Genomic DNA, 24,546 nt, shown 5'->3' on the forward strand with positions numbered 1-24,546 from the left:
GCGACACTTTGCGTACCAATCTGAGGCGATGCGTATCGCCATTGAAACAATAACATGGCATTTTGCTGCTAGTGTTTTTCCAACAAAAGGCATCGCCTCTGTTCGTTCAGATCCGGCCGGTGTTCACGGGGAGTCGCAGGACATGAACAGTCTTTTGTCACCAGGCATGCGCCTGATGGGACATTTTGGTTTTGCTCGCAAGTTTCAGGTCTTGTTCCTGCTGTTCATGTTGCCGCTGGCGGGCAGCGCATGGGTCATCACCAAGGAGTACAGCAACAAGCTCGATTTCATTTCCGGGGAGCAATCCGGCGTGCGTCAACTGCTGGCGCTCGACGATCTGAACGTCGAGCTGTCCGCCCAGCGCGACCATGCCGCCCGCTGGAAAGCGGCCGACATCCTGCGTGAGCCAACCCCGGCAGCGAAGGCAGCGATGGCCAGCGTCGATGCAGGCATCCCTCGCATTGCCAAGGCGCTTGAGGGCGTTCAGGCGGTACTGGTCGAAGAAAAAGCACCTGCCGATACCATGAGCCGTTTCAAGGCGCTTCAAGCCGCCGTCACCGGTCTGGACACGGCATCATTGCGCACGGTGGGCTGGTGGCCTGATGGCTACGACCGATTCACTACGGTGCTGAACCTGGTTCAGGCACTGCGTGAGCAGATCGCGATGGACAGCGGTTTGATTCTCGACCCCTGGCTTGAAACCTACATGCTCATGCAGCTCTCCACCCAGCAAGTGCCGGACCTGATCGAGCGTATCGGTCGTCTGTCGAGTGTGGGGCAGACGTCAGTGGCATCGGGGCAGTTCAGCCTGCAGAGCCGTCTGCAAATGCGCGACCTGCGTGGTCGCATCGATGATTCCAAGGACCAGATGCAAAAGGCTGCCGGCCTGCTGCTGTCCAAGCTTCCCGAGCAGTTACAGCCGTGGGCCGACAAGTACGCTGCAGTAATGCAAGTGCTGGAAGCACAGCTTAAGGTGATTGATGACGGTGTTTTCGGCGGCAGTATCAAGCTCAAGCCGGAAGAGTTCGAAAAGAGCATCGACACCCTGACCGGCAGTACGGCAGATTTGCGCAGGCAGTCGCTTGACGCGCTCAATGGACGCCTCGATTACTACCATGAGACTTCCAACACGGAGTTCATCCCGATGGCGGTGGTCTTCTGCGTTCTGGTGATCATGGCTATCTATCTGTTCGCCTGTCTGCAATCCTCGATTCGCAACAGCGCCAGAGGCATCACCACGCTGGCTGAATCCCTGCGTGACGGCAACCTGTGTGTGGAAGTCGCTGTGCAGGGCCGTGACGAGCTTGCCGCTATCAGCCGCGCGCTGAACGTCGCGGTGGTGCAACTGCGTACCAGCCTGCTGGGCGTCAATCAGGAAACGGTTCGCGTCGGCGATGCGGTGCTGACGCTGAATGCCCAGTCCAGCGGAACGCTGAGTGAGGTCGAAGACCAGCAACAACAGATCAGTCAGATCGCCGCAGCAGCCACCGAGCTGGCCGCCACTTCTCAGGGCGTGGCCAGAAGCTGTGAACAGGCATCGGAAAGCGCCAGGCAGACGCGTCAGATTGCTCAGCAAAGCAGCCAGGACAGCCAGCGCACCACTGACAGCATCCAGCAACTCAATCAGCGTCTGACCGAAACTGCCGCCGCGCTGGGCCGGGTCAGCGAGCAGGGCCAGCAGATTCAATCGGTGGTGGATGCCATTCGTGGTATCGCCGAACAGACCAACCTGCTGGCCCTCAACGCAGCCATCGAGGCGGCACGCGCCGGTGAGCAAGGGCGCGGGTTCGCCGTGGTGGCCGATGAAGTGCGCAGCCTGTCCCAGCGCACCCAGGCCTCGACCGCTCAAATCGCCGGCACGGTCGACAGCCTGCGCTCCACCGTGACGCAGGCGGTCAACCTGATGGAGGCGGCCTGTGGACAAGCCGTCAACGATGCGCAGTCGGTGACCGGTCTGGGCGTCCGCCTGGGCGAAATCGCCACGGCAGTGCAGGGTGTGACCGATACGCTGGCGCAGATATCGACCGCCGTGGAAGAGCAGGCGACGACCGCTGATGAAGTGAGTAGTAACATCCAGCAGGTCGATCAGGCCGCAGGGCGTTTGCTGGAAGGTGCCCGAGCGGTCAATCAGGCGGCGGATACCTTGAGTCAGGGCAGTCGGGCGCTGAATGACAACACGGCGCGGTTTCGCTTGGGGTGATACGCCAAGTGATCAGTAAAAAGCCCCAGTGATGGGGCTTTTTCATTCATCGAGAGACGATATTCATTTCAGCAGGTCGTGATAAACCTGCACAGTCGACGCGCACATTCTTTCTGCGGTGAACACCTCGTGGAAACGTGCCAGCGCGTTCTCGCCAAAGCGGGCCGCTTGCTGCGGGTCTTCCCACAAGCGGCGCATCGCTTCGCGCAACGCCAGCGGATTTTCCGGTGGTACAGCCAGACCGGTTTCTTCGTCGATATTCACGTAGGTCGTGCCGGTGCCGATCTCGCAGGAGATCATCGGCTTGCCGTACATCGAGGCTTCAAGCAGCGAGATGCCGAATGCTTCCGAGCGTAGGTGGGAAGGGAAGACCAGGGCGTAACACATCTGCAGCAGGCACGCCTTGTCTTCATCGTCCAGTCGACCGAGAAACAGCACGTTGCGCAGTTGCAGTTTCTCGGCCTGTTCCTTGAGCTCGGCCTCCTGAGGCCCGCCACCGAGTATCACCACCGGGTAATCAACGCCCTCCAAGGCACTGAGCAGTGTGTGCAGGCCCTTGTAATAGCGCAGCACGCCGACGAACAGAAAGAACTTGCCCGGCACGCGCTGCTGCCATTCTGATCGCTTCTGCGCCGGGACCACCGGATAGGCCGACTGATCCAGCCCGTAGGGCACGACCACGGTCTTGTCGGCGAAGGGCTTCAGGGTCTCGCTGGTCTGCAGATAATTGGGCGAGGCCACCAGAATACGGTCCATGCGTTGGAGAAACTGGTTCATCAACGGGCTGTACAGCTTCAGCAGTGTGCGCTGCTTGATGATGTCCGAGTGATAACTGAGCACCGTTGGCCGGCCATGGCGGGTGGCGAAATGCACCAGATCCATCAGCGGCCAAGGGAAATGAAAATGAACCAGATCGGCTTCTGCGGCCATTTCCCTGAACTGACTGAAAACACTGGCAGAAAAGCCCGTGGACGCCAGATTGAAGTTTTCCTTCACGCGCGTGACCTGGTGGTCGGCGACCTGCAGGCGAGCGGGTGAGGGGGATGGGCTCAGCGTCAGCACCTGGCTTTCTACATCCAGCGCACGGCAGCCCTGAGCGAGCTGGAAAATGACCTGCTCTATCCCGCCGGTGGTGTCCGGGTAATAGGTTTTGAAGAAGTGTAGAACCTTGATCATCGTCTGCCTGATTCAGCCATGCGTGCTGAGTCGTTCACCACGGGCTTTAAGGGTGTTTAAAAAGGAAAGGCCTGTCTACCAGGTAGACAGGCCTTATTTTGTAACTGCCCACCAATCAAGCTGAGGGCAACATCCAGCTCAGGGTTTCCCGAAGCGGCGGGGTCTCCCAGTCGTGGACCAACGCGCGCAGGCGAGCGTTGTTGCCGCACAAGGTCTTGACCTCATTGGCCCGGACAAACGCAGGGTTCACCTGAACGTCGATATCCTGGCCAGTGATGTCCCGGCACATGTCGATCACTTCGCGCAGCGAGTGGGTCACTCCAGAGCTGACGTTGATCGTCTGCCCGACCGGGCATGCTTCCAGCAGACCGCGGTAGGCGCTGACAACAGCGCGCACGTCGCTGAAATCACGCCACACATCAAGGTTGCCCAGCTCGATGGTGCTGGCCTTGCGTGCGAAGTGTGAAACGATCTTGGGCAGCAGAAAGTTCTCTGCCTGCCCGACGCCGGTGTAGTTGAACGGCCTGGCGATGACGATGGGCAACCTGGTTTGCCAGAGGCTCGCCATGTATTCCATCGCCAGTTTGCTCACGGCGTAGTCGTTGGCCGGTGCGGGCGGAGTCGTTTCATCCAGCATGCCGGATGAAGCATTGCCGTAGACATTGGCGCTGCTCGCCAGCAACACACAGTCAGGCACCTTGCCGCAGGCATCGATCGCTTCGAGCAGGTTGCGGGTGCCGATCAGGTTGACCTGATAGAAAGCATCCGCTGCCCCATGCCCGACGAACGCCAATGCTGCGAGGTGCACGACGATATCCGGCTGAGTGTCTGCCAGCAGCTTGCGAAGACCTGCCACGTCTGCCAGATCCACCTGGTAGTAGCCGGGACTGTCCGAAGGCTGACTGCCTACGCCAAGGACTTCACAGCCCTGGGCGGCAAGCTCGTTCGCCATGAAACGGCCTGTAAAGCCGTTGATTCCGGTGATCAATGCGCGCTTGCCGGCAATACTCATCAGAACGAAAAGCCTTTTTCATTACGACGCAGATCCGCTTCGACCATCATGCGGCACAGCTCTTCCAGATTGGTCTTCGGTTCCCAGCCCAGGACTTCCTTGGCTTTTGCAGGGTTACCGATCAGCAGCTCGACTTCGGTTGGGCGGTAGAACTTCGGATTGACCGAAACCAGTACCTTGCCAGTGTCTGCGCAAATGCCTTTTTCCGACTCGGCTTCGCCTTCCCACTTGATGGTCACGCCAGTGGCCTTGAATGCCATGCTCACGAAGTCGCGTACGGTTTCAGTGCGGTTGGTGGCCAGGACAAAGGTGTCCGGCTCATCAGCCTGCAGCATGCGCCACATGCCTTCGACGTATTCCTTGGCAAAACCCCAGTCGCGCTTGGCGTCCATGTTGCCCAGTTCGAACGACTCGATCAGGCCCAGTTTGATCTTGGCAACCGAATCGGTGATCTTGCGGGTCACGAACTCACGGCCACGCAGTGGCGACTCGTGGTTGAACAGAATGCCGCTGGTGGCAAAGATGTCGTACGACTCACGGTAGTTGATGGTCATCCAGTGCGCGTAGAGCTTGGCGACGCCATACGGGCTGCGCGGGTAGAAAGGAGTGCTTTCTACTTGCGGGATGGCCTGGACCTTGCCGAACATCTCGGAAGTCGACGCCTGGTAGAAACGGATCTTGGTGTTGACGATGCGGATGGCTTCCAGCAGGTTGACTGCGCCGATGCCGGTGATTTCGGCAGTGGTCAACGGCTGTTCGAACGACACGCCCACGAAGCTTTGTGCCGCGAGGTTGTAGACCTCGGTAGCGCCCGTGGTTTGCAGCAAGCGAATGCTGGCAGACAGGTCAGTCAGGTCATACTCGACGAGATGCAGATTAGGGTTGTTCTGGATCCCGAGCTCTTCTATACGCCAGAAATTGACGGAGCTGGTACGGCGATAGGTGCCGTAAACGGTATAGCCTTTTTCGAGCAGCAGCTCAGCCAGGTAAGCGCCGTCTTGACCAGTAATGCCGGTAATGATTGCTTTCATGCTATGTCTTTTAACTCCATCGAAGAACGGGGCCCCGGATTATTATCGAGGCTTGTACTGTATGTCTGGTGTGCAATGATACAGGTTAGAAAGCCTATATACGACTGTTTCACCCATAGATCCTTAGCTTTCAAGAGTGAGTGATCCGCGATCCTGAGTGTCTGGCGGTGCAATCGCTATGGCCATGAGGCATCATTGGGAGTCTTCAATCTCCGTCATTTTTCAAACGGGCGCTGGCTTGCCAGAAAATAGCTGATTTTTCGATGTTTTCCACCGTCAGACCCGGCTGGGCTTCATGAACAATTCAGCTATAAAGCGGGGATTTGTAGACTAGACGGTGACTATTCCAGCGAAGGCGATATAGTGCGCCCCCAGAAACCTTTTCTGCTTTTTACGTATCGTGGCTTCGTATGCCTCTCACAGGGCGAGCCTCGATTGAGGCCTTGAGTAACGTTGCGCGAAACGGAAACACTCAGGGTAAGCACGACTTCACCCTTTTCAGGAGTCATCAATGTTGGAGCTGTTCAGAAGCCTTTGGGGTTACCGGGGATTCGTCTTTTCATCTATACGCAATGAGTTTTCCGCACGATTCTCCCGTAGCCGCCTGGGTGGCCTGTGGATGATTATCAACCCGCTGGCACAGGTTGCGATCTACGCGCTGGTTCTCTCCAACGTTCTGGCTGCCAAACTACCTGGCATCGACAACAAGTATGCCTACGCGGTCTACCTGATGGCCGGTATGCTGGCCTGGAGCTATTTTTCTGAGATCATCGGTCGTTGCCTGACGCTGTTCATCGATCAGGGCAACCTGATGAAAAAGATGCGCTTTCCGCGTATTACATTGCCGGTGATTGTCGCGGGTTCATGCCTGCTCAACTACGTACTGCTGTTTGCCGCCATCTTGCTGGTCTTCGCAGCGTTGGGACAATGGCCGCACTGGCAAATGTTGTGGCTGATCCCGCTGACTATCGTGATTACTGCGCTGGCCGTAGGGCTGGGGTTGATTCTGGGCGTCTTGAACGTATTCATACGCGACGTTGGCCAGGTCATTCCCATTCTGCTGCAGGTATGGTTCTGGTTTACCCCGATTGTCTACCCGCTCAACATCATCCCTGAGCAATTCAAGAGTGTCATGGGCATCAATCCCATGTTTCCGATCGTAAGCGCCTATCACGATGTTCTGGTTTATGCGCGAGCGCCTGATCTGCAAAGTATGGCCGTCACTGCCTCTGTTGCTGTTGGGTTGATGCTGTTGGGCCTCTTCATGTTTCGCCGGGCGGCGCCGGAAATGGTGGATGTACTATGAGCCTGCTAAGTGTCAATAATCTGGGTAAGGCCTATCGCGTCTATGCCTCCGAGTTTCAGCGTATCGCTCGCTGGTTTGGGCTGAGTACCAAGCCCAAAGAGGAACATTGGGTTCTCAAACATATAAGCTTTTCGATTCACCCGGGTGAGGCTATAGGCATTGTCGGACAGAACGGCGCGGGCAAGTCGACACTGTTGAAAATGATAACTGGCACCCTGCAGCCGACTGAAGGCAATGTGCAGGTCAATGGACGCATCGCTGCGATTCTTGAGCTGGGAATGGGTTTTACCCCTGATCTGACTGGCCGTCAGAATGTGTATCATGCGGCAGGCCTCATGGGCTTCAATGCCGACCAGATAGATACCGTTATCAGCGAGATTGAAGCCTTTGCGGAGATCGGAAGCTATTTCGATGAGCCGGTGCGCACCTATTCGAGTGGTATGCAGATGCGTGTGGCATTTGCCGTCGCTACTGCCATCAGGCCTGAGATCCTTATTGTCGACGAGGCCTTGTCGGTAGGTGACAGTTATTTTCAGCACAAAAGCTTTGACCGCATACGCGAGTTTCAAAAGCAAGGCACAACCCTGTTGATCGTGTCGCACGACCGTGGGTCCATTCAGGCATTGTGTAATCGAGCGATCCTTCTTGAAAAAGGCACCGTCATCAAGGATGGCAAGCCCGAAGAGGTCATGGACTTTTACAATGCTTTGATCGCTGAAAAAGAAAACGCCACCGTGCAGACTCGAGAGCTGGAGGAGGGTGTTGTGCAGACGCGGTCAGGTAGCGGCGAGGCCACAATAGGCCCCGTTACTTTGCATAACGCTGCGGGCGAACGCATTGAATATGTGTCTGTTGGTGAGCCGGTTTCATTGCGTATTAACGCTCAAGTGAATAGCGCAATCCCCGAGCTGGTGGTGGGGTACTTGATCAAGGACCGTCTTGGGCAGCCAGTGTACGGCACCAACACTCACCATATGGGGTGCAAGGTTGTCGATCTACAGGCAGGCGAGTCGTTGGACTATGTGTTCAGCTTTGCGGCCAACCTCGGTCCGGGCTCTTACTCGATTGCGGTAGCGCTTCATACAACGGACAGTCATTTATCACGCAACTATGAATGGGTAGATCTGACGCTCGTGTTTAACGTAGTCAATATTTCGCAAAGCGAGTTTGTAGGACTGGCCTGGCTGCCGCCTGTTGTGGAGTGCAATCGATGACCCTTCCTTTCTATCGCGCCTTTGAGGACCGCCATCGTGGTTCCCGTGAGTTGATTCACGAGCGGCAGCAGGCATACTTTCCGTTCATTCAGCCTCTGGAACGATTGTATCCAGAGTCCAAGGCTGTGGATCTTGGCTGTGGTCGCGGAGAATGGCTCGAAATCTTGATTCAGACCGGTTTCGCTCCGCTCGGTATAGATATGGATAAAGGTATGCTCGACGCGTGTACCGAGCGCGGTTTGCCCGTTGAACTGGGTGATGCACTCAGTTCGCTGAAAAAACTGCCCAACGAAAGCCAGGCACTTGTTTCAGGCTTTCACATTGCAGAGCACATACCCTTCAAGGATCTGAAAGTCCTGGTCACAGAAGCACTACGAGTATTGAAGCCGGCAGGTCTACTGATTCTCGAGACGCCCAACGCAGAGAATCTGGTAGTAGGTACACACAATTTCTATCTTGATCCGACTCATGAACGCCCGATTCCGCACTTGTTACTGGATTTTCTGATCGAATTCTCCGGGTTCAGTCGATCGAAGCTGATGCGCCTTCATGAACCTTCGGTATTGGCAAATGGCGGTCCCGTTGATCTGATGGATGTTTTGGGCGGGGCTAGTCCGGATTATGCGATTGTCGCTCAAAAAATGGCATCAGCTGAACAGCTCGAGCTTTTTGACAGTGCGTTTTCGACGGACTACGGCCTTGCGCTCGATACGCTTGCCAAGCGATATGATGAACAGGCCTTGAATCGACTCCAAGAGATTGAGCAGCGTAATCAGAACGTGGAAGCTCTTTTAGAACAGCTAACGCTTCGTAGCGAGCAAGCCAAGCAGGACACTGAACATGCCGTGCAGCACAGCGAGCAATTGGAAGTTGTCGTTCATGAGCTTGGAGGACGTACTGATATAAATCACGCACGAATGGATGCTCAACTGCAAGAGCTTCATGAGCGCATGAATACCCAACTTCAAGAGAGTTATACGTACATGGACGCGCAGTTGCGAGAGATCGGCTTGCGCGCTGATCTTGCGGAGTCGCGCTACCACACTGTGCAGTTGTTGCAGGAAGACACGCTCCATCATGTAAAGCAGGCAGAGGATCGTATTGATGAAGCCTTGGCCACCATAGGGCAGCTCCAGACCAGGATTGAACTCCTGACTCGGGATTCTTTAACTGATGGACAGGCAGAGCAGGCTCAGGCGCAAGCGCAACTTGACGATTTGAATGCACGTTTGAATGCGTCGCTGGGCAATGCACATCACTGGTGGTTGCGCGCTACAGCCTATGAGCAGCAGTTGAATGCGGTGCACCGGAGCACGTCCTGGCGCCTTACTGCACCGCTGCGGTTCATCGCGCGCTGCATTTACTGGCCGTTCCGCCGCAGTCGTCCTACGCTCGGCCAGGCATTACGTCGCACCGTTCCACATGCGCGGCTGTGGCTGGCACGTAGACCCGCAATCGAACGTCCAGTCCTCGCGGTTTTGAAGTCGAGTCCTTGGCTTCACGCCAAGCTGAGCGGAATGCATCAGGCGACTGTGAACCCGGCACCTGAAACCATTATCAGCGATCCACCGCACGGCGTGATTGATCACGCACCACTGACCCAGCGAGGCCGCACCATCGAGAATGCCCTCAGGGAAGCTATGATTAGAGGGCAAAAATAATGCGCATCGTAATTGACATGCAGGGCGCACAAACAGAAAGCCGGTTCCGCGGTATTGGTCGTTATAGTCTTTCTCTGGCGATGGGCATTGTGCGCAATCGTGGTGATCACGAGGTTTATCTGGTCCTCAACGGCATGCTTAGCGAAAGTATTGAAAGCATCCGCGCAGCGTTTGTCGGCTTGCTGCCGCAGAGTCATATACGTGTATGGTATGCCCAAGGGCCGGTATCTGATATGGATCCGGCCAATGTTGTCAGGAGGGATGTGGCGCAGCGGATTCGGCAAGCCTGCATCAGCGACTTGAAGCCGGATGTAGTGCATGTCACTAGCGCGGTCGAAGGGTATGGCGACGATGCGGTCATTGGCAGCCCTCTCCTGGACACGACATCGTTGGTCAGCTCGACACTGTATGATCTGATCCCCTTTGTTAGTCCGGAGAAATACTTAGACAATAATCCCGTCTACAAAAAGCATTATCTGAACAAGGTTGAGGACTTCAAACACTACGGTCTTCTGCTTTCTATTTCGGAGTTTGCGAAGGAAGAGGCGCTGTCTCTGCTGCCGCTTGATAACTCTAAGATCGTCAATGTATCGACAGCCGCAGACGATGTTTTTCAACCGGTTACCTTGAGTATTGATGAACGCGCTGATCTTGAAAAAAAGTTCGGACTGCGAGAGAGGTTCGTGCTTTATTCCGGCGGAGCTGACGAGCGCAAGAACCTGCCACAATTGATCAGAGCGTTTTCAATGATCAAGACGGAGCAGAGCGACATTCAGTTAGTCTTTGCGGGAAAAATGCCGGATTTCCATGTAAACACTTATCTGGCACTCGCCGAAGAGCTTGGCCTGGGTCCAAGTGATGTCGTGCTAACAGGCTATGTCACTGACGCTGAGCTGGTGGCATTATATAGTTCATGTCAGGTGTACGTATTTCCTTCTTGGCATGAAGGTTTTGGTTTGCCACCGCTCGAGGCGATGAAGTGTGGTGCGCCGGTAATAGGTGCCAATACCTCTAGCGTGCCAGAGGTCATCGGTTGGCATGACGCGACGTTTGATCCGTTCGACGTTAAGGCGATTGCCGAGAAAATCCGTACCGTACTCAACGATGACTCGTTCCGAAATACCCTTGTCAGCCATGGTCTGCAGCGTGCCGAGAAGTTCTCATGGGGTCGCACTGGCATTGCCTCGGTCCAGGCATTCGAACAGGCTCTGGCCAATTTCAGACGTTCGGCTGACAGAATATCTCCGGAAAAAGATAGTGCATTGGCTCTGGTTGACGCATTGGCCGCAACAGGGCACTTGGGCTCTGGAGATCTGGATATCCCGCGCCTTGCCAAAGCCATTGATTTTTCTTTGCAGGGCCCTGCAGATAAACCAACGCTGTTCGTTGATATCTCGGAATTGTGCAAACATGACGGCAAGAGCGGAATACAGCGAGTTGTACGCAGCATCCTGGCCGAATGGCTGAACCACGCTCCTGAGGGCTATGTTGTCAAGCCGATTTATACGAAGGCAGGTGAGCCTTTTTACCGGTATGCAGCGCAGTTCACGACGTTGTTTCTGGGTAAGGAGGCCAGTGAAGCAGAAGAGGACGAAGTCATCAGCTACCGTGCGGGTGATACCTACCTTTGCCTCGATCTGTTGATGGATGTTCTGCCACATAAGCAGACTTATCTGGATACGATGCAGGCCCATGGGGTCAACATCTTCTTCGTTGTCTACGATCTTCTGATTCTTCAACTGCCGCACTGTTTTGTTGACAGTCTGCAGGCGCATTACGTGAAGTGGATTCACGCAGTTGCCCAGTACGATGGCGCGATGTGTATATCTCATGCGGTTGCAGACGAAATGCGCCAGTGGCTGGAGCACAATGCTCCCCCGCGTACTCGCCCTTTCCGCATAGGTGCTTTTCATCTAGGCGCAGATATCGACCAGTCAATGCCGTCCACCGGCTTTCCGGAAAATCCTGCTCTTCGCATCGAGTCGCTTGAGCCGTTCCCGAACTTTCTCATGGTAGGCACACTTGAACCCCGTAAGGGGCATGCGCAGACGCTGGACGCGTTCGAGCTGCTGTGGGCGTCAGGTGTCAAGGCGAATCTGATCATCGTTGGCAAGCACGGCTGGCTGGTGGATGATCTGGCGGCGCGGCTGATGAGCCATGAGCAACTGGGCAAGCAATTGCTGTGGCTGGATGGGGTAAGTGACGAGTATCTCGAGCATCTCTATAACCATTCCGATTGCCTGATAGCAGCTTCCTACGGTGAAGGCTTTGGTCTGCCATTGATTGAAGCAGCGCAATACAAACTGCCGATCATTGCAAGAGACTTGCCTGTATTTCGCGAGGTGGCGGGTGAGTTTGCCTGGTATTTCAATGGCGCGATTGCGCAGGACGTCGCCGATAGCCTGACTGAGTGGCTGATTCTTTTCGAGCAGAAGCAACACCCACAGTCTGGCGAGATGCCTTGGCTTACCTGGAAAGGTAGCGCGCAACAGCTCATTGGCGAGATAGAAAAGTACGCTTTTTGACGCGCCCTTCTTGGCTCAAGCTCTGATCATGTGCTGCAGGAGCAGTCCTGTGGCCTGAAAGCGGTGTGAGATTTAGGTCGTGGTGCTTACTCGTAGGCGTTCATCGGGACCTTGTACGAGGTGGCGTGTGTTGTCGTTTGGTCTGGTTGTAACGCCGTGTTACTTGCTAGATAGGCCTAAAAACCCTATCATTCCGGCCTATTTTTTGGGCGATTTCTGCGCGTTAATCAGCGTTTGTCAGCGTCAAAACCTTCAATACGGTAGTGAACAGCGTGATACCTAATTTAATACGAAGAATCGCCAACCTCGCTTACAGACTTACCCGAGGGATATTTCCCTTATCACTCATCTCATTCCTGATCGTTGGATCACTTGGCGTTCTGGTACACATGAGTGTTCTCAAAACACTCATGCTGACCTCGACGGACAGCTTCCGGTACGCCAACGCGGGCGCGATGATCGTTGCTGCCAGCTTCAACTATCTGATGAACAACAAGTCGACCTATCGTGAGACAAGCCTGGCCGGCAAGCGAATCATTGCCGGGTATTTGATCTATCTGACGATCACTTCTCTTGGGCTGGGTTTGAGCTTGCTGATTTCTGGAGAGGTCTACGACCGGATACAGATGCCTATGATTTCCGCGCTGTGTGGCATCGTGGTGGGTTCGCTCTGGAATTATTTCATGTCCTATAACTTCGTTTGGAAAATGCTGTCTCCAAAACCCAAGCCAATTGAACAGAATTAAGCAAAAATAATGAAAAAATTGATTTTTTTTGCCACCTATAACGAGGCAGGCAACGTAACGTCCATGATTGAGCGGATCACCGCTGCCGCACCCGATGCGGACATCCTCGTGGTCGATGACAGCAGCAAGGACGGCACCCTCGATATTCTGGCCACCTTGGCCAGGCCAAGCCTGAAAGTGATCGTGCGTCCAGGAAAACTGGGGTTGGGTACTGCCCACCTTCTGGCGTGGAAGTATGCGATTTTTCATTCATACGACATTCTGGTCACCATGGATGGCGACCACTCCCACGATCCCGCCGACATCCCGAAGCTGATTGGTGCTCTGGATGCCACGACAGATCTGGTCATCGGCTCTCGTTACGCTGAAGGCGGAAAGTGCGATTACACCGGATATCGTCTGCGTGTCAGTCAGGCAGCAAACAAAGCCGCCAGGCTGTTGCTTGGCATCAAGCTGACCGAGTTTACTACCTCTTTTCGCGCGTTTCGCGTCAGCCGGTTGAATGCAATCGACTTCGATACACTGGTCGTGGGCGGCTACTCATTCTTCCTCGCGGTGATTGTTCAGGCTTACCGACATGGCCTGAAACTATCCGAACGTCCGATCCACTTCCATGAGCGCAATGCTGGTGTATCGAAGATTCCTCCACTGGAAATCTTCCGCGGCATCGCTAATTTGCTCAGGCTGACGGCAATCAGTCATTTCACCAAGATTTCTCCTGCGGTGAACAACGTGATAATGAAATGCGAGAAATGCCAATGTGAATTCTCGCTGATCAAAGTAGATCAGCCGAGCGCAAAAGGCATCAAGGATGACGTTTGTTTGAGCTGCGGTAACCGTCAGCATGGTGCGAAAAGCGTATGACAGGCACTTCGACCAGTGATAGTGATGAGCGTCGCAAGCTGCTGCTAGGTGTTCTGCTTATAGTGATGTCTGGTGTAATTGCGGGTGCGATATTCCCGCTTACCCAGGCGTTAGCCGGGTTTCAGGATGGCGATGGGATCCTGACCTCGCTGATGTCGACCCAGAAGTTGACCTGGTATTTCTGGGGCCAGGACCGCCTGCTGAATTTCATACCCGCACTGGCCTCGCCATTTACAGATGTGGAGACCAATTTGAGGGTGCAGGTTTTTTTTCGAAGCCTGTTCGCGTATCTGTCCCCGTTGGGCATATTGATCTTCTTCAACAGAAGCCCGAAGTTTCTGTTGGTCGCAATTGCAATTACCAACGTCATATTGCTGGCTTGCCTGAGCCAATACGCTCATTTCAATTTCTATGTTCAGCACAATACGTTCGGTACATCGCTGGTCATGCTGGCCTTCGCTTACGCACTGACCTACTCAAAACTACCAAAGCCTGTGATTGCTGCCATTGCGTTGTTTGTGTGCAGTGTCGCTTACGCCACTAACTATGCGTTACTGACCTACGCGATCCCGGCGATCTTTCTGCTTGGCGTCTTGAGGTGGCCTTCCTGGGAACGATACCTTTCCTTTTTTGTCATCAATTGCCTGGCGGTTCTGATCGCGCGCTATCATAGCCAGACCTATGGCGTGGCACCTACTGAGCTAGGTCTTTTGATATCGCTTCAGGCCGTTATTGATGCCCTGCATGTCATTTATCAGAATCTTAAACTTGGCGCATTTCTGCTGTTCCTCGCTATCACATTCGTTTGTTATCAGATATCGGCAGAGAAAAAGTTTCTTGAATTAAGCGGCGTGTTGTGCGTAGCGTTGGCCATCGTTGTACTGTTGGCCAACACACTATGGGTTCAAATGAACCTACATAACATACGTTATTTCCTGACCAGCGAACTCATCATCGCCAGTGTGTTCGGTTTTGTCATCACCCGTACACTCATGCTGGGTCGGTACAAGTACGCACTGCTCATCCCGGGGCTTGCACTGGTGTACTGTGTATTTTTTCCTCTGGGTGGTTTCACAGCGACTTATAAAGAGCTGGTTGGTGCACCATGGCGCTCCAATTCCAGTGCCGTGGCCAATGTGGCTGTGGAAGAAAAAGCCGAGGTCATTGCTGGTGCTTTCTGGGACGTCTGGCCCGCTGTATTCGAAACCAAGCATCTGCAGCCTGATTTGCCCGTCTATGGCGCTGCGTTTCGTGGCGGAGTCCTCAGAGATGACTTCCTGGCAACGACAAAGGGCAAGGGCGAATTTACGGCGCTTTGCTTCTTCGACACCACTGAGCTTTGCGTAAACGAAATCGTTGGTAACTTCGGTGTCACAGGTGATAACCAACTGGTTGTCAAGAAGGCCGAGCCTATCGTTGTAGGTGAGAAAAAACTGCTCAAAATGGTGCTTGAAGTCAACTGACTCCAGATGTAGCTCCTGTCAGCAGCGCTAAACAGCGAAAGGGCGCGATACCGTTAAAAACGGTATCGCGCCCTTTATCGATCTGGCATCTCGAACCGCCAGATTCAGATCAGAAGACCTTTTCCTTCAGCACATTCTTCAAATACTGGCCGTAGCCATTCTTGATCAACGGCTGCGCAAGCTTTTCAAGCTGAGCGGCATCAATCCAGCCCGCGCGATAGCAGATCTCTTCCGGACAGGCGACTTTCAGACCCTGGCGTTTTTCCAAAGTGGCGATGTACTGGCCGGCCTCCAGCAGGCTGTCATGCGTACCTGTGTCCAGCCAGGCATAGCCACGACCCATGATCTCGACGTGCAGTTGCTTCTGCTCCAAGTACAGCGTGTTGAGATCGGTGATCTCCAGCTCGCCGCGTGCGGAGGGCTTCAACTGACGGGCCAGATCGACCACCTGATTGTCGTAGAAGTACAAGCCGGTGACGGCATAGTTCGACTTGGCTACCTGCGGCTTCTCTTCCAGCGACAGCACTCGGCCGCTGGCATCGAATTCGGCTACGCCATAACGCTCGGGGTCCTGCACGTGATATGCGAAGACCGAGGCGCCCGACTCACGGTTGCTGGCATTGAGCAGCAGCGACTGGAAGTCGTGCCCGTAGAAAATGTTGTCGCCCAATACCAGTGCCGATGCATCGTTGCCGATGAAGTCCGCGCCGATGGTGAACGCCTGAGCCAGGCCGTCCGGGCTAGGCTGAACTGCATAGCTGAGGTTCAGGCCCCACTGGCTGCCGTCGCCCAGCAACTGCGAGAAGCGCGGCGTGTCCTGCGGTGTGGAGATGATCAGAATGTCGCGGATCCCGGCCAGCAACAGCGTGCACAGCGGGTAGTAGATCATCGGCTTGTCGTACACCGGCAACAACTGTTTGGAGACAGAGAGCGTGGCCGGGTGCAAACGGGTACCCGATCCACCAGCCAGAATGATTCCTTTACGAGCCATGAGAGTCCTTAGCGCTGGATTTCGTCCAGCATGCGTTGTGCGCCTTGTTGCCAAGACGGCATCTTCAATTGAAAAGCAGTTTCGAGTTTACTCAAAGCCAGCCGCGAATTGCGCGGGCGCGGTGCAGGCACTGGATACGCTTCTGTGGGGATGGCGCCGATCTGGTCGGGTGCTACCTTCAATGCCACGCCATTACGTGCGGCGTGTTCCAGAACGAACTGTGCAAAGCCGTACCATGACGTCTCACCAGCAGCAGCCAGGTGATAGATACCTGCCAAGGCTGCCGGGTTCTGATCAGCGCGCACTCGATGCAGAATCTGCGCAGTGACGTCGGCGATCAGTTCGGCACCGGTGGGGGCGCCATATTGGTCCGCTACCACGTTCAACGAGTCGCGTTCGGCGGCCAGGCGCAGCATGGTCTTGGCAAAGTTGTGGCCGCGCGCCGCATACACCCAACTGGTGCGCAGTATCAATGCCTTGGCACCACTGGCCTGAATCGCCTGCTCGCCCATCAGCTTGCTACGGCCATAGACCGACAACGGACCGGTTGGCGCGCTTTCCTGCCATTGTTCTTCACCACTGCCATCAAACACATAATCAGTCGAGTAGTGAATCAGCCATGCGCCCAGTGCGGCAGCCTCGCTAGCCAAAACGCCCGGAGCTTCGCCATTGATCAACATTGCCAGATCCGGCTCGCTCTCGGCCTTGTCCACGGCCGTATAGGCCGCTGCATTGACGATCACATCAGGCGCCAGCGCACGAACCGTGGCGGCCAGGCGTTCCAGATCGGCCAGATCACCGCACAGGCCATCGGCACCCTGACGATCCAGCGCAATCACCTCGCCCAGCGGTGCCAGAGCGCGCTGCAGCTCCCAGCCAACCTGCCCATTCTTGCCCAGCAGCAGAATCTTCATGCGTCGCTGACCTCATACTGTTGCACGATCCAGTCACGGTAACTTCCGTCCATGACACCACTCACCCATTTCTGATTGGTCAGATACCATTCCACCGTCTTGCGAATACCGGTCTCAAAGGTTTCTGCAGGCTTCCAGCCCAGCTCGCGTTCAATCTTGCGCGCATCGATCGCGTAGCGGCGGTCATGGCCCGGGCGATCGGTGACATAAGTGATCAGCTCTGCATAAGTGCTGACCGGCTGACCGGTCTTCTGATTGATGACCTGACGTGCGGCGGCCGGAGCCAGTTCATCGAGCAGAGTACACAGGGTCTGCACGATATCGATATTGGCCTTCTCGTTCCAGCCACCGATATTGTAAGTCTCGCCCAGCGCACCGGCTTCCAGAACACGGCGAATACCTGAGCAATGATCTTCGACGTACAACCAGTCGCGGATCTGCTGGCCATCACCGTAGACCGGCAGCGCCTTGCCGGCCAATGCGTTGACGATCATCAGCGGGATCAGCTTTTCCGGAAAGTGGAAAGGCCCGTAGTTGTTTGAACAGTTGGTGGTCAGTACCGGCAGGCCATAGGTGTGATGGTAGGAACGTACCAAGTGATCACTGGCAGCCTTGCTGGCCGAATAAGGGCTGTTCGGCTGATACGGCGTGGTCTCGGTAAAAGCCGGATCGTTCGCGCCCAGCGTGCCATAGACCTCGTCGGTAGACACGTGCAGGAAGCGGAACGCAGCCTTGTCAGCCGCCTCCAGACCGTTCCAGTACGCACGAGCCGCTTCGAGCAAACGGAACGTACCCATCACATTGGTCTCGACGAAGGCTTCGGGACCGGTAATCGAACGATCCACATGCGATTCTGCAGCGAAATGCACCACCGCGCGCGGGCGATGCTCGGCAAACAGCCGCTCCAGCAATGCAGCATCACCAATATTGCCGTGAACGAAACGATGCTGCTCGTTGCCTTCCAGCGACTGCAGGTTGGCCAGATTGCCAGCGTAGGTCAGCGCATCGAGGTTCAATACCGGCTCGCCATTACGAGCGCACCACTGCAGAACGAAATTCGAGCCGATGAAGCCGGCTCCGCCTGTGACTAGGATCATTGAGAGTCTCTTGAATTAGTGTTTGATCAAAGGCTGCGCGTTAAACCAAGCCGCTCTTGAGTCGTGCGTCGTTAATACCCGCTAACTGTGTTTCAATGGATTGAAGCCGCTCGCTCAATTGCAGTTTTTCGGCTTCGAGGGCGAAAATAAGTGCTGTTTCGTCTGCAAAATCGACGTCTTTTTTATCATATTTTGACTCGGCAGTGACAGGGTTTTTACTGTCGGCTTCGGAATTACTCTCTGAGCCTGGGGACCTAGCATAAGAGCGTTGCGTCGGTGCTTTGCTCACCGAGCCATCAAGGTGTTGAACCGGGACTACCAGATCTCTGTCACCTTTGACCACTCTAACCCCCAACTGAGTTTCCGAAGCCTTTTTGCGTTGGACGATGCACACAGAGTTAATGAACTCCACCGAGTAGATCTCCGATAACAGCTCCTCAGTAAGACGCTCTGTGATGCAAAAAGTAGAAAGCCGTTCGAGTCGTGAGATGGGGAGACCCCAGTGCTCGTAGTTAATGATGTCAGACAAGGCCTTGAAGAAGTTGATGCAAGATGTCGGATGATCCAGGCCGCCCTCATAGTCAGCCCAGTAGCTGCAGTGCAGGTCTTCCGCGACATAAATACCGTCGTAGCGCAGGCGAGAAAACAGATTGCTGAACGACTTTATGATGTCTGAGCTGAGGTGGGATCCATCGTCAATGATAATATCGAATTCGCTCGACAGTGAAGCAATGGAAGACAATGTGTTGGGCTGATTGATATCGCCTATGATAATGTTGATGTTGCCAGAGGCATATTCAAGCTGGGAGCAGGCCGGATTAATATCACAGCCTATAATGTGAGTGGCTTTTGGAAAATACCGACTCCAGATGTCCAGCGATCCACCGTTCTGCACGCCAATTTCAAGCAATGCCAGAGGCTTGTCCCGTAGCGAGTTGAACAAGCGAGAATAGGCTGGAATGTAAAGACTCCACTTGTCTGAAATGAAACCTTGATGGCACATATAGAGATCTTGAAGGCTTTTTAGCTCACTCATGGCACATAATCCTCTGGTGCGACTCAATCTTCACCAAACAAGTCTCGGGTGTATACCTTGCTCAGGCAATCCATAATGTCCGCAGACAATCGATTGGCAACGATAACATCCGACATTCTCTTGAAATCGTTCAGGTTCTCAATAACCTTTGATCCAAAAAAATCTGTGTCTTCCAGGACCGGTTCATAAACAATGACGTTAATGCCTTTGGCGATCAGCCTTTTCATGACGCCTTGTATTGAAGAAGTTCTAAAGTTATCCGATCCTGCCTTCATGATAAGCCGATAAACGCCGACCGTCTTGGGGTTCAGTTTCGAAATCGCATTGGCGATATAGTCTTTTCGCGTGGCATTTGACTCGACAATTGCCCGCACAAGAGTATTAGGTACATCAGCATAGTTGGCCAATAACTGTTTGGAGTCTTTAGGCAGGCAATACCCTCCGTATCCAAATGAAGGATTATGATAGTGTTCCCCTATGCGCGGATCAAGACTCACACCTTCAATGATTTGTTTTGTTTGCAGATTGTGAATGTCGGCATAGGTATCCAGTTCATTGAAATAAGCTACGCGCATGGCCAAGTAGGTGTTGGCAAAAAGCTTGATAGCTTCAGCTTCTGTTGATTCTGTCAGCAGGACAGGCGTGTCCTTTTTCTTAGCGCCATCCAGTAGGAGCTGAGCAAAGCGTTGTCCTTTTTCCGAGCGGTCACCCACAATAATTCTTGACGGATGAAGGTTGTCATAGAGTGCTCGGCCTTCTCTCAAAAATTCAGGAGAAAAAATTATATTTTTATAATTAAACTGGATGCGCATGCGTTCGGTGAAACCGACAGGGACTGTCGATTTTATTATTATCGTAGTGCCAGCGTGAATTTGAAGTGCATTAGCAATTACTGATTCAACCGATGAGGTGTCAAAAAAATTTGTGACAGCATCATAGTCGGTAGGCGTCGCGATGATGACGTAGTCGGCTCCCAAGTAGGCCTCCGAATCAACGAGCGTAGCTCGTAGATTCAGAATTCTTGACGATAAGTAATCTTTGACTTCCGGGTCTGACATGGGCGCATGGCGAGAGTTTATAGCGTCCACTTTCTCTTTGAGGACATCCAGAAGGATCACTTCGTTATGTTGAGCAAGCAGTATGGCATTCGACACGCCAACATAACCTGTTCCGACAATTGCAATTTTCATCTGACGCTCGTTTTAGTAGTGCTAGAGTGACGAGTCTACGGTGAGGTCTGTAGGTCATTAAGGTTAAGTATTATTTCTTTGTGAGTAGATGCATAAGTCAAAAGCAGCCTGATCTCTTCTGACAGATAAAAAGATTCTGATGTGCTTTTGGTTAGGGTCATCACAAAGCCCGCGTCACTGTCAGCGTCGGGATAGAGTTCCAGAACATCCAGTCGATGAATATAGTCTATGTGTATATGAATGTCAGCGCTGCCGTTATAAACAACTGAAACCTCCGGTTTGGAGCATGACAGGGTGTCGAACGTCCATCCTTCGACGTGTATAGATCGGTTGTGCTCAGTCAAAAGTAGCACGTCAACCGAAAGAAAAGCACTCTCCACTTTTAGAGCTTCAGAAATAAGATCATTTATCTTAACGCCCTTAAGCTGCTCTCTGTATCTGGGCAATAGGTCAGGGTTGGCCCTAATTAATGCAATCGCTTTGTAAAACCGCTCAAAAATGAAGTGCCTGGCCTCTGCAAGCAGTGCTCTGATTCCCGTTCTTTGCAAGAAGTCTTCAAAGCCTGAGTCGTAGTGTTCAAGCAAGAGAGCGTCAATTTTGAAAGGAATGCCAGGACCTGAATCCAGATCTGCCAAGTAGCCTGTTCTATTTGCTTTAAATACATTGTCATCATTTTTATGACCACGGCCACGCAGTAAGGATGACAGGTATTCTAGGGAGGATCTGTTGATCTGATGAAGAATAAACGCATCGTCATTTAACGACGCCTTTGTTTCCTCAAAAAACGCAAGTGGAGCTAATGATTTATTTTGAGTCTCTTCGTCATCTCCAGAGAACACAACTTTATTATCGAGCAGGTAGAGCCCTTCATAAATCAGATGGTTGTGTATAGATAGCTCTTCCATTTGCGTTGTTAGTTTGGTAAGGGTTTTTAGGTGCCTGTTCTTTTGGACAATATTAATGTTAGAAAACGGTGGGCTAAAAACGTGCTTGAAACGGTCAGGTGAGTCTATAGCCCATTGGAATGAGATAGCATCAAATGATGCAGACTCAAGAATGTAATCTTTGATCGATGATTTGAAGTTTCTTGGAGTCCAAAACTCATCGAGGTCAAGAAACATAATATGAGAACACGTTGATTCCAGTAATGTCTCAAAATAAATCTTTGAGTAGACTCTTTGTTGAAACGGCAAATCTTCTTCCAGGCATTGCTTCAGGAACGCATCTGCGTTCCTGAATTTGATCACGTCAGACCCGTAATGCTCCGCTAATACAGTGAGCATCGGGTCAGAGACATCGGTGGTGTTGTTTAACCAAATTTCAATCTCGTCAAATCCAAAAAACAAATGGTGGTATATCCATTGAGGTATATAGGCTCCTTCGTCTTTCGCAATAGCAGCCAGTTTTATTTTTATACTCATGACCTGCTTATTCCTTAACCAATTTTCGCAAAAGCGTATGGTTTTTTGGATTTTTTGCTCACCTGTTCGACCGTTTCGAGTCCTGCTGCAAGGCTACTAATCGAGATAATGCGCTCAATGGCGTGGGCGAAGGTGCCATCTGTTTGCCCTAACTCTTCGTCGAAGTCACCCTCATCAATAGCAAGGTTTAGCAGCGGCAATAATGCTTTCGTTTGAGCAAAGAACATTGTTCCGGCGGGAAATTCCTTGTCAATAATTTCTTCAAACTCGAAGCCCAGGCGGTTGGCGAGCCGTGCGCAGTTTTCAGCGTTGCCGCCCCAATGATTTTTCAAGGGTACAAGGTGTCCGCTAGGCGACAAAACGCCGATGCGTTGGTTCTTGATAAGTGCCTGATGATTTTTATACAACGCCCCATCACTCACTAGCTTATCAACGAGTTCATTACGCCATTTATCACCGTCTTCGCGATGCTTGGATCGTTTAGTGTGCAACTTCAAGATGATGGGATATTCATCTTTCGCGACGATTCGTGCGAGGTGCATGAAAGGGAGTATGTCTCGGCCTAGGTTTTGAACGCCAGACAATAGATACGGTAAGCCTGAATCGTTCAACAGTGCTTCTACTTCTTTCTCGTTTTCATGAGGCGTCGAAACGTAAAGTTTTATTTTTAAGGAGGATGCGTTCTCCTGGATTTTTGAAATGAACTCTTTAAGTATGTCTACGTAAAATGCATGGATTACGATAGCCAGTTTATTATTGTCTTCTTTTATTTTTTCAGCTCTGACTGCCGCAGCCTTTACCAAAGACATTTTAGTTGATTCTAAGTAAGCGTAACCATATTTCTGGTCAGGTTCCAAATGAGCACCTTCTGCCCATTCATTCCAGGCATTGATGAATATCAGGTTTTCGCCACTGCCTTTGTTGTATTCGTTGACATATTTGATGGAGTTGTCCAGCCATTTCTGATAGAGCAGAGGTGAACTGTTTAGGAAGATATAGCCTTTGTTCTTTTTACGTGCGGTGTTGTCCCATGAAGGGCATGCGCCTCTAAATATAGTGAAGTCTTCTTTTCGGTAGTTATCGCTTTGAACGACCAGGTTTTCGTAGTTGAATAATCCACCTTCAAATTCATCGGGCAGGTTTTCCAACAATGCAGACGAGGGCGAAAGTCCAGCGCTATTGGGTGTAAAGTCTACCACAGCGTCAAAGCCAAACTCATCGGGGTGAGATTTTTCAAAAGAGTTTGTCATGGCAAGGTATATTTCGCCTATGCCATCTTTTCGGCAGTAATCACGCCAGATTTTAGCAGTTCGTTTTGCATCCGGAAGTTCGGCTGGTCGATAAACGACGACCAAAGGTTTACCGTCTACACAAATATATCTTTTGTCAGAAATATATTTCTTTATGTATTTTATGAACTTCAAGTCATCTTGGTCAGAGTGTTTTTGTGCCATTAACACATCGGACTCGTTACCGTCCCAACGGCGGGACCAGTTTTCATTGGCCCAGCAAAGGCAAAAAGGCATCGAGTGACTTTTGTCCTTATGAAACATTTCTATAGGCTTTTCAAGCAGACGTTTTCCGTCGAACCAGTAGAAATAGAAGCAGAAACCATCAATGCCGTAATCTTTAGCTTGAAGGATTTGGCGTTTTAAAGTTTCCGGTTTCAATAAGTTGTAGTAGCCCACGTCCTCATGAGGGACATGGGGTTGATAATGACCTTCGAACTGAGGTTTCGCGGGTTGTACATTAGTCCACTCAGTGAATCCTTTACCCCACCATTTGTCATTTTCAGGTATGGCATGGAATTGAGGAAGAAAAAGGCAAATCGTTTTAACTGTTTTCTCCGGTATGAAGCTATAGGTTCCGCGTTTGATCGGAGGGTTGTCGATAGTTCCCAGTTCTTCAATTTTCAAGAATCGTTTGAAGTTTCGGCCTTCCATGAGGCCTTGGAAAATGTAATGCTCTAACGGGTTTATTTGTGCTGAATAAACGTCTGGATTTAATTCAAAATAAGCGATGGTCGAAAATTTGGTGCTAGGGTCTCGGCCCATTTTCCAGCCGTATCTCATATAGTGGATGACGGGGTCTATGCCGCTCAGCGCGACGTCCAGATAAGTTTTTACATACCATGCTTTATCGAAGAGTTTCGAAGCTGCTATCGCTTCGTAAACGAAGGAGTTTACTTTTGGAGAGGCTCCACTTGCGTAGCTGTAATCGACGCCATCATCAACCCTGCTATGGCTGCGTATCGCCAGGGCCAGGTCTTTTATAAGATCTTTTTCCGTTTCTGGTTTTGCTTCAAAAGTAATGACTGTTTCTGTCGGTAGCTCGCTAAAATCAAGCTGCCACGTATAGTCGTCAATGATTTTCACAGGAGCGCCAGCGGACTCACTTAGGGGCGGCATTTCAACCGGCGCAGCGTGTTCAATGAACTCTCGCTGTGAAAGGCGAGCGGGCTGAGCTGCCGCAGCAGCGAGTATTTCGGTTGCGTTTCTACGCTGTTTGGCGAGCTTTATGTTGAATTCAATAAGTGAACTTATAGAGGGGTTTTGTTCAACTGCCAGCGTATAGAGCTCTAAGGCCTTGTCGTAATCATGCTCTCTCATCGCGAGGTTTGCTTGAGTCATCAAAGACTGGATCGGGACATTTTTCATAAAGTGCAAGCCTGTGAATAGATTTAATTAGACGATATGGCG

At 52.4% G+C, this 24,546-nt stretch carries 18 protein-coding genes; 8 read left to right on the plus strand and 10 right to left on the minus strand.

Annotation, left to right across the window (positions count from 1 at the left end; genetic code table 11):
• Window positions 1-1,174: 1,174 nt before the first annotated feature.
• Window positions 1,175-2,200 (plus strand): methyl-accepting chemotaxis protein, encoded by a 1,026-nt coding sequence (locus P406_RS30285; RefSeq protein WP_370737603.1) that lies wholly within the window; start codon window positions 1,175-1,177, stop codon window positions 2,198-2,200.
• 63 nt (window positions 2,201-2,263) lie between these two features.
• Here P406_RS30285 and P406_RS12945 read toward each other — a convergent pair whose 3' ends face one another.
• The 3 genes from P406_RS12945 to gmd all read right to left on the minus strand — a co-directional run bounded on the left by P406_RS12945 (window position 2,264) and on the right by gmd (window position 5,419).
• A complete protein-coding gene (locus P406_RS12945; protein ID WP_082100793.1) occupies window positions 2,264-3,376 on the minus strand; it encodes a glycosyltransferase family 4 protein in 1,113 nt (370 codons plus the stop codon).
• A gap of 115 nt (window positions 3,377-3,491) precedes the next feature.
• Window positions 3,492-4,388 carry a GDP-mannose 4,6-dehydratase gene (locus P406_RS12950; protein WP_046236390.1) on the minus strand — a complete coding sequence of 299 codons (897 nt, stop codon included), beginning with the start codon at window positions 4,386-4,388 and terminating at the stop codon, window positions 3,492-3,494.
• The gene (gene gmd, locus P406_RS12955) at window positions 4,388-5,419 is read right to left on the minus strand and encodes a GDP-mannose 4,6-dehydratase (RefSeq protein WP_003414986.1); all 1,032 of its coding nucleotides are present in this window, start codon (window positions 5,417-5,419) and stop codon (window positions 4,388-4,390) included. The genes P406_RS12950 and gmd overlap by 1 nt, the downstream gene beginning before the upstream one ends.
• 511 nt (window positions 5,420-5,930) lie before the next feature.
• Between gmd and P406_RS12960 the strand changes: the two genes are divergently transcribed.
• The 7 genes from P406_RS12960 to P406_RS12990 all read left to right on the plus strand — a co-directional run bounded on the left by P406_RS12960 (window position 5,931) and on the right by P406_RS12990 (window position 15,198).
• Window positions 5,931-6,725, plus strand: a complete 795-nt coding sequence (locus tag P406_RS12960) for an ABC transporter permease (RefSeq protein WP_046236391.1) — start codon at window positions 5,931-5,933, stop codon at window positions 6,723-6,725.
• Window positions 6,722-7,939: an ABC transporter ATP-binding protein gene (locus tag P406_RS12965; RefSeq protein WP_046236392.1), complete on the plus strand. Its 1,218-nt coding sequence runs from the start codon at window positions 6,722-6,724 to the stop codon at window positions 7,937-7,939. Before P406_RS12960 ends, P406_RS12965 begins: the two co-directional genes overlap by 4 nt.
• Window positions 7,936-9,600 (plus strand): class I SAM-dependent methyltransferase, encoded by a 1,665-nt coding sequence (locus P406_RS12970; RefSeq protein ID WP_046236393.1) that lies wholly within the window; start codon window positions 7,936-7,938, stop codon window positions 9,598-9,600. Before P406_RS12965 ends, P406_RS12970 begins: the two co-directional genes overlap by 4 nt.
• Window positions 9,600-12,125: a glycosyltransferase family 4 protein gene (locus P406_RS12975; protein ID WP_046236394.1), complete on the plus strand. Its 2,526-nt coding sequence runs from the start codon at window positions 9,600-9,602 to the stop codon at window positions 12,123-12,125. The genes P406_RS12970 and P406_RS12975 overlap by 1 nt, the downstream gene beginning before the upstream one ends.
• Before the next feature lie 272 nt (window positions 12,126-12,397).
• The gene (locus P406_RS12980) at window positions 12,398-12,871 is read left to right on the plus strand and encodes a GtrA family protein (RefSeq protein WP_225651098.1); all 474 of its coding nucleotides are present in this window, start codon (window positions 12,398-12,400) and stop codon (window positions 12,869-12,871) included.
• A gap of 9 nt (window positions 12,872-12,880) precedes the next feature.
• The gene (locus tag P406_RS12985; RefSeq protein WP_046236395.1) at window positions 12,881-13,735 is read left to right on the plus strand and encodes a polyprenol monophosphomannose synthase; all 855 of its coding nucleotides are present in this window, start codon (window positions 12,881-12,883) and stop codon (window positions 13,733-13,735) included.
• Entirely contained in the window at window positions 13,732-15,198 is a 1,467-nt protein-coding gene (locus P406_RS12990) for a hypothetical protein (RefSeq protein ID WP_046236396.1), read from the plus strand. Before P406_RS12985 ends, P406_RS12990 begins: the two co-directional genes overlap by 4 nt.
• A 109-nt stretch (window positions 15,199-15,307) precedes the next feature.
• Here the strand turns inward: P406_RS12990 and rfbA are convergent, their stop codons facing one another.
• The 7 genes from rfbA to P406_RS13025 are packed head-to-tail and all read right to left on the minus strand — an operon-like array spanning window position 15,308 to window position 24,504.
• Window positions 15,308-16,189, minus strand: a complete 882-nt coding sequence (gene rfbA / locus P406_RS12995) for a glucose-1-phosphate thymidylyltransferase RfbA (protein ID WP_046236397.1) — start codon at window positions 16,187-16,189, stop codon at window positions 15,308-15,310.
• An 8-nt stretch (window positions 16,190-16,197) separates the two neighbouring features.
• Complete coding sequence (gene rfbD / locus P406_RS13000; protein ID WP_046236398.1) at window positions 16,198-17,103, minus strand: dTDP-4-dehydrorhamnose reductase; 906 nt, start codon at window positions 17,101-17,103, stop codon at window positions 16,198-16,200.
• Window positions 17,100-18,200 (minus strand): dTDP-glucose 4,6-dehydratase, encoded by a 1,101-nt coding sequence (gene rfbB / locus P406_RS13005; protein ID WP_046236399.1) that lies wholly within the window; start codon window positions 18,198-18,200, stop codon window positions 17,100-17,102. Before rfbB ends, rfbD begins: the two co-directional genes overlap by 4 nt.
• A 40-nt stretch (window positions 18,201-18,240) precedes the next feature.
• The gene (locus tag P406_RS13010) at window positions 18,241-19,236 is read right to left on the minus strand and encodes a class I SAM-dependent methyltransferase (protein WP_046236400.1); all 996 of its coding nucleotides are present in this window, start codon (window positions 19,234-19,236) and stop codon (window positions 18,241-18,243) included.
• 23 nt (window positions 19,237-19,259) lie between these two features.
• Window positions 19,260-20,426: a nucleotide sugar dehydrogenase gene (locus P406_RS13015; RefSeq protein ID WP_046236401.1), complete on the minus strand. Its 1,167-nt coding sequence runs from the start codon at window positions 20,424-20,426 to the stop codon at window positions 19,260-19,262.
• 35 nt (window positions 20,427-20,461) lie between these two features.
• Window positions 20,462-21,847 (minus strand): glycosyltransferase family protein, encoded by a 1,386-nt coding sequence (locus P406_RS13020; RefSeq protein WP_046236402.1) that lies wholly within the window; start codon window positions 21,845-21,847, stop codon window positions 20,462-20,464.
• 14 nt (window positions 21,848-21,861) lie between these two features.
• Window positions 21,862-24,504, minus strand: a complete 2,643-nt coding sequence (locus P406_RS13025; protein WP_046236403.1) for a glycoside hydrolase family 99-like domain-containing protein — start codon at window positions 24,502-24,504, stop codon at window positions 21,862-21,864.
• Window positions 24,505-24,546 lie beyond the last annotated feature (42 nt).

The sequence above is a fragment of the Pseudomonas syringae pv. coryli str. NCPPB 4273 genome, from assembly GCF_000972175.1.
Lineage (GTDB): Bacteria > Pseudomonadota > Gammaproteobacteria > Pseudomonadales > Pseudomonadaceae > Aquipseudomonas > Aquipseudomonas syringae.

Bases quoted from the DNA above. Each gene is read 5' to 3' on its own strand.
- P406_RS30285 (WP_370737603.1), top strand. From the start codon at position 1,175: ATGGCTATCTATCTGTTCGCCTGTCTGCAATCCTCGATTCGCAACAGC.
- P406_RS13020 (WP_046236402.1), bottom strand. From the start codon at position 21,847: ATGAGTATAAAAATAAAACTGGCTGCTATTGCGAAAGACGAAGGAGCC.
- rfbD (WP_046236398.1), bottom strand. From the start codon at position 17,103: ATGAAGATTCTGCTGCTGGGCAAGAATGGGCAGGTTGGCTGGGAGCTG.
- P406_RS12985 (WP_046236395.1), top strand. From the start codon at position 12,881: ATGAAAAAATTGATTTTTTTTGCCACCTATAACGAGGCAGGCAACGTA.
- gmd (WP_003414986.1), bottom strand. From the start codon at position 5,419: ATGAAAGCAATCATTACCGGCATTACTGGTCAAGACGGCGCTTACCTG.
- P406_RS13025 (WP_046236403.1), bottom strand. From the start codon at position 24,504: ATGAAAAATGTCCCGATCCAGTCTTTGATGACTCAAGCAAACCTCGCG.
- P406_RS12965 (WP_046236392.1), top strand. From the start codon at position 6,722: ATGAGCCTGCTAAGTGTCAATAATCTGGGTAAGGCCTATCGCGTCTAT.
- P406_RS13010 (WP_046236400.1), bottom strand. From the start codon at position 19,236: ATGAGTGAGCTAAAAAGCCTTCAAGATCTCTATATGTGCCATCAAGGT.
- P406_RS13015 (WP_046236401.1), bottom strand. From the start codon at position 20,426: ATGAAAATTGCAATTGTCGGAACAGGTTATGTTGGCGTGTCGAATGCC.
- rfbB (WP_046236399.1), bottom strand. From the start codon at position 18,200: ATGATCCTAGTCACAGGCGGAGCCGGCTTCATCGGCTCGAATTTCGTT.
- P406_RS12960 (WP_046236391.1), top strand. From the start codon at position 5,931: ATGTTGGAGCTGTTCAGAAGCCTTTGGGGTTACCGGGGATTCGTCTTT.
- P406_RS12945 (WP_082100793.1), bottom strand. From the start codon at position 3,376: ATGATCAAGGTTCTACACTTCTTCAAAACCTATTACCCGGACACCACC.
- P406_RS12975 (WP_046236394.1), top strand. From the start codon at position 9,600: ATGCGCATCGTAATTGACATGCAGGGCGCACAAACAGAAAGCCGGTTC.
- P406_RS12990 (WP_046236396.1), top strand. From the start codon at position 13,732: ATGACAGGCACTTCGACCAGTGATAGTGATGAGCGTCGCAAGCTGCTG.
- P406_RS12950 (WP_046236390.1), bottom strand. From the start codon at position 4,388: ATGAGTATTGCCGGCAAGCGCGCATTGATCACCGGAATCAACGGCTTT.
- P406_RS12970 (WP_046236393.1), top strand. From the start codon at position 7,936: ATGACCCTTCCTTTCTATCGCGCCTTTGAGGACCGCCATCGTGGTTCC.
- rfbA (WP_046236397.1), bottom strand. From the start codon at position 16,189: ATGGCTCGTAAAGGAATCATTCTGGCTGGTGGATCGGGTACCCGTTTG.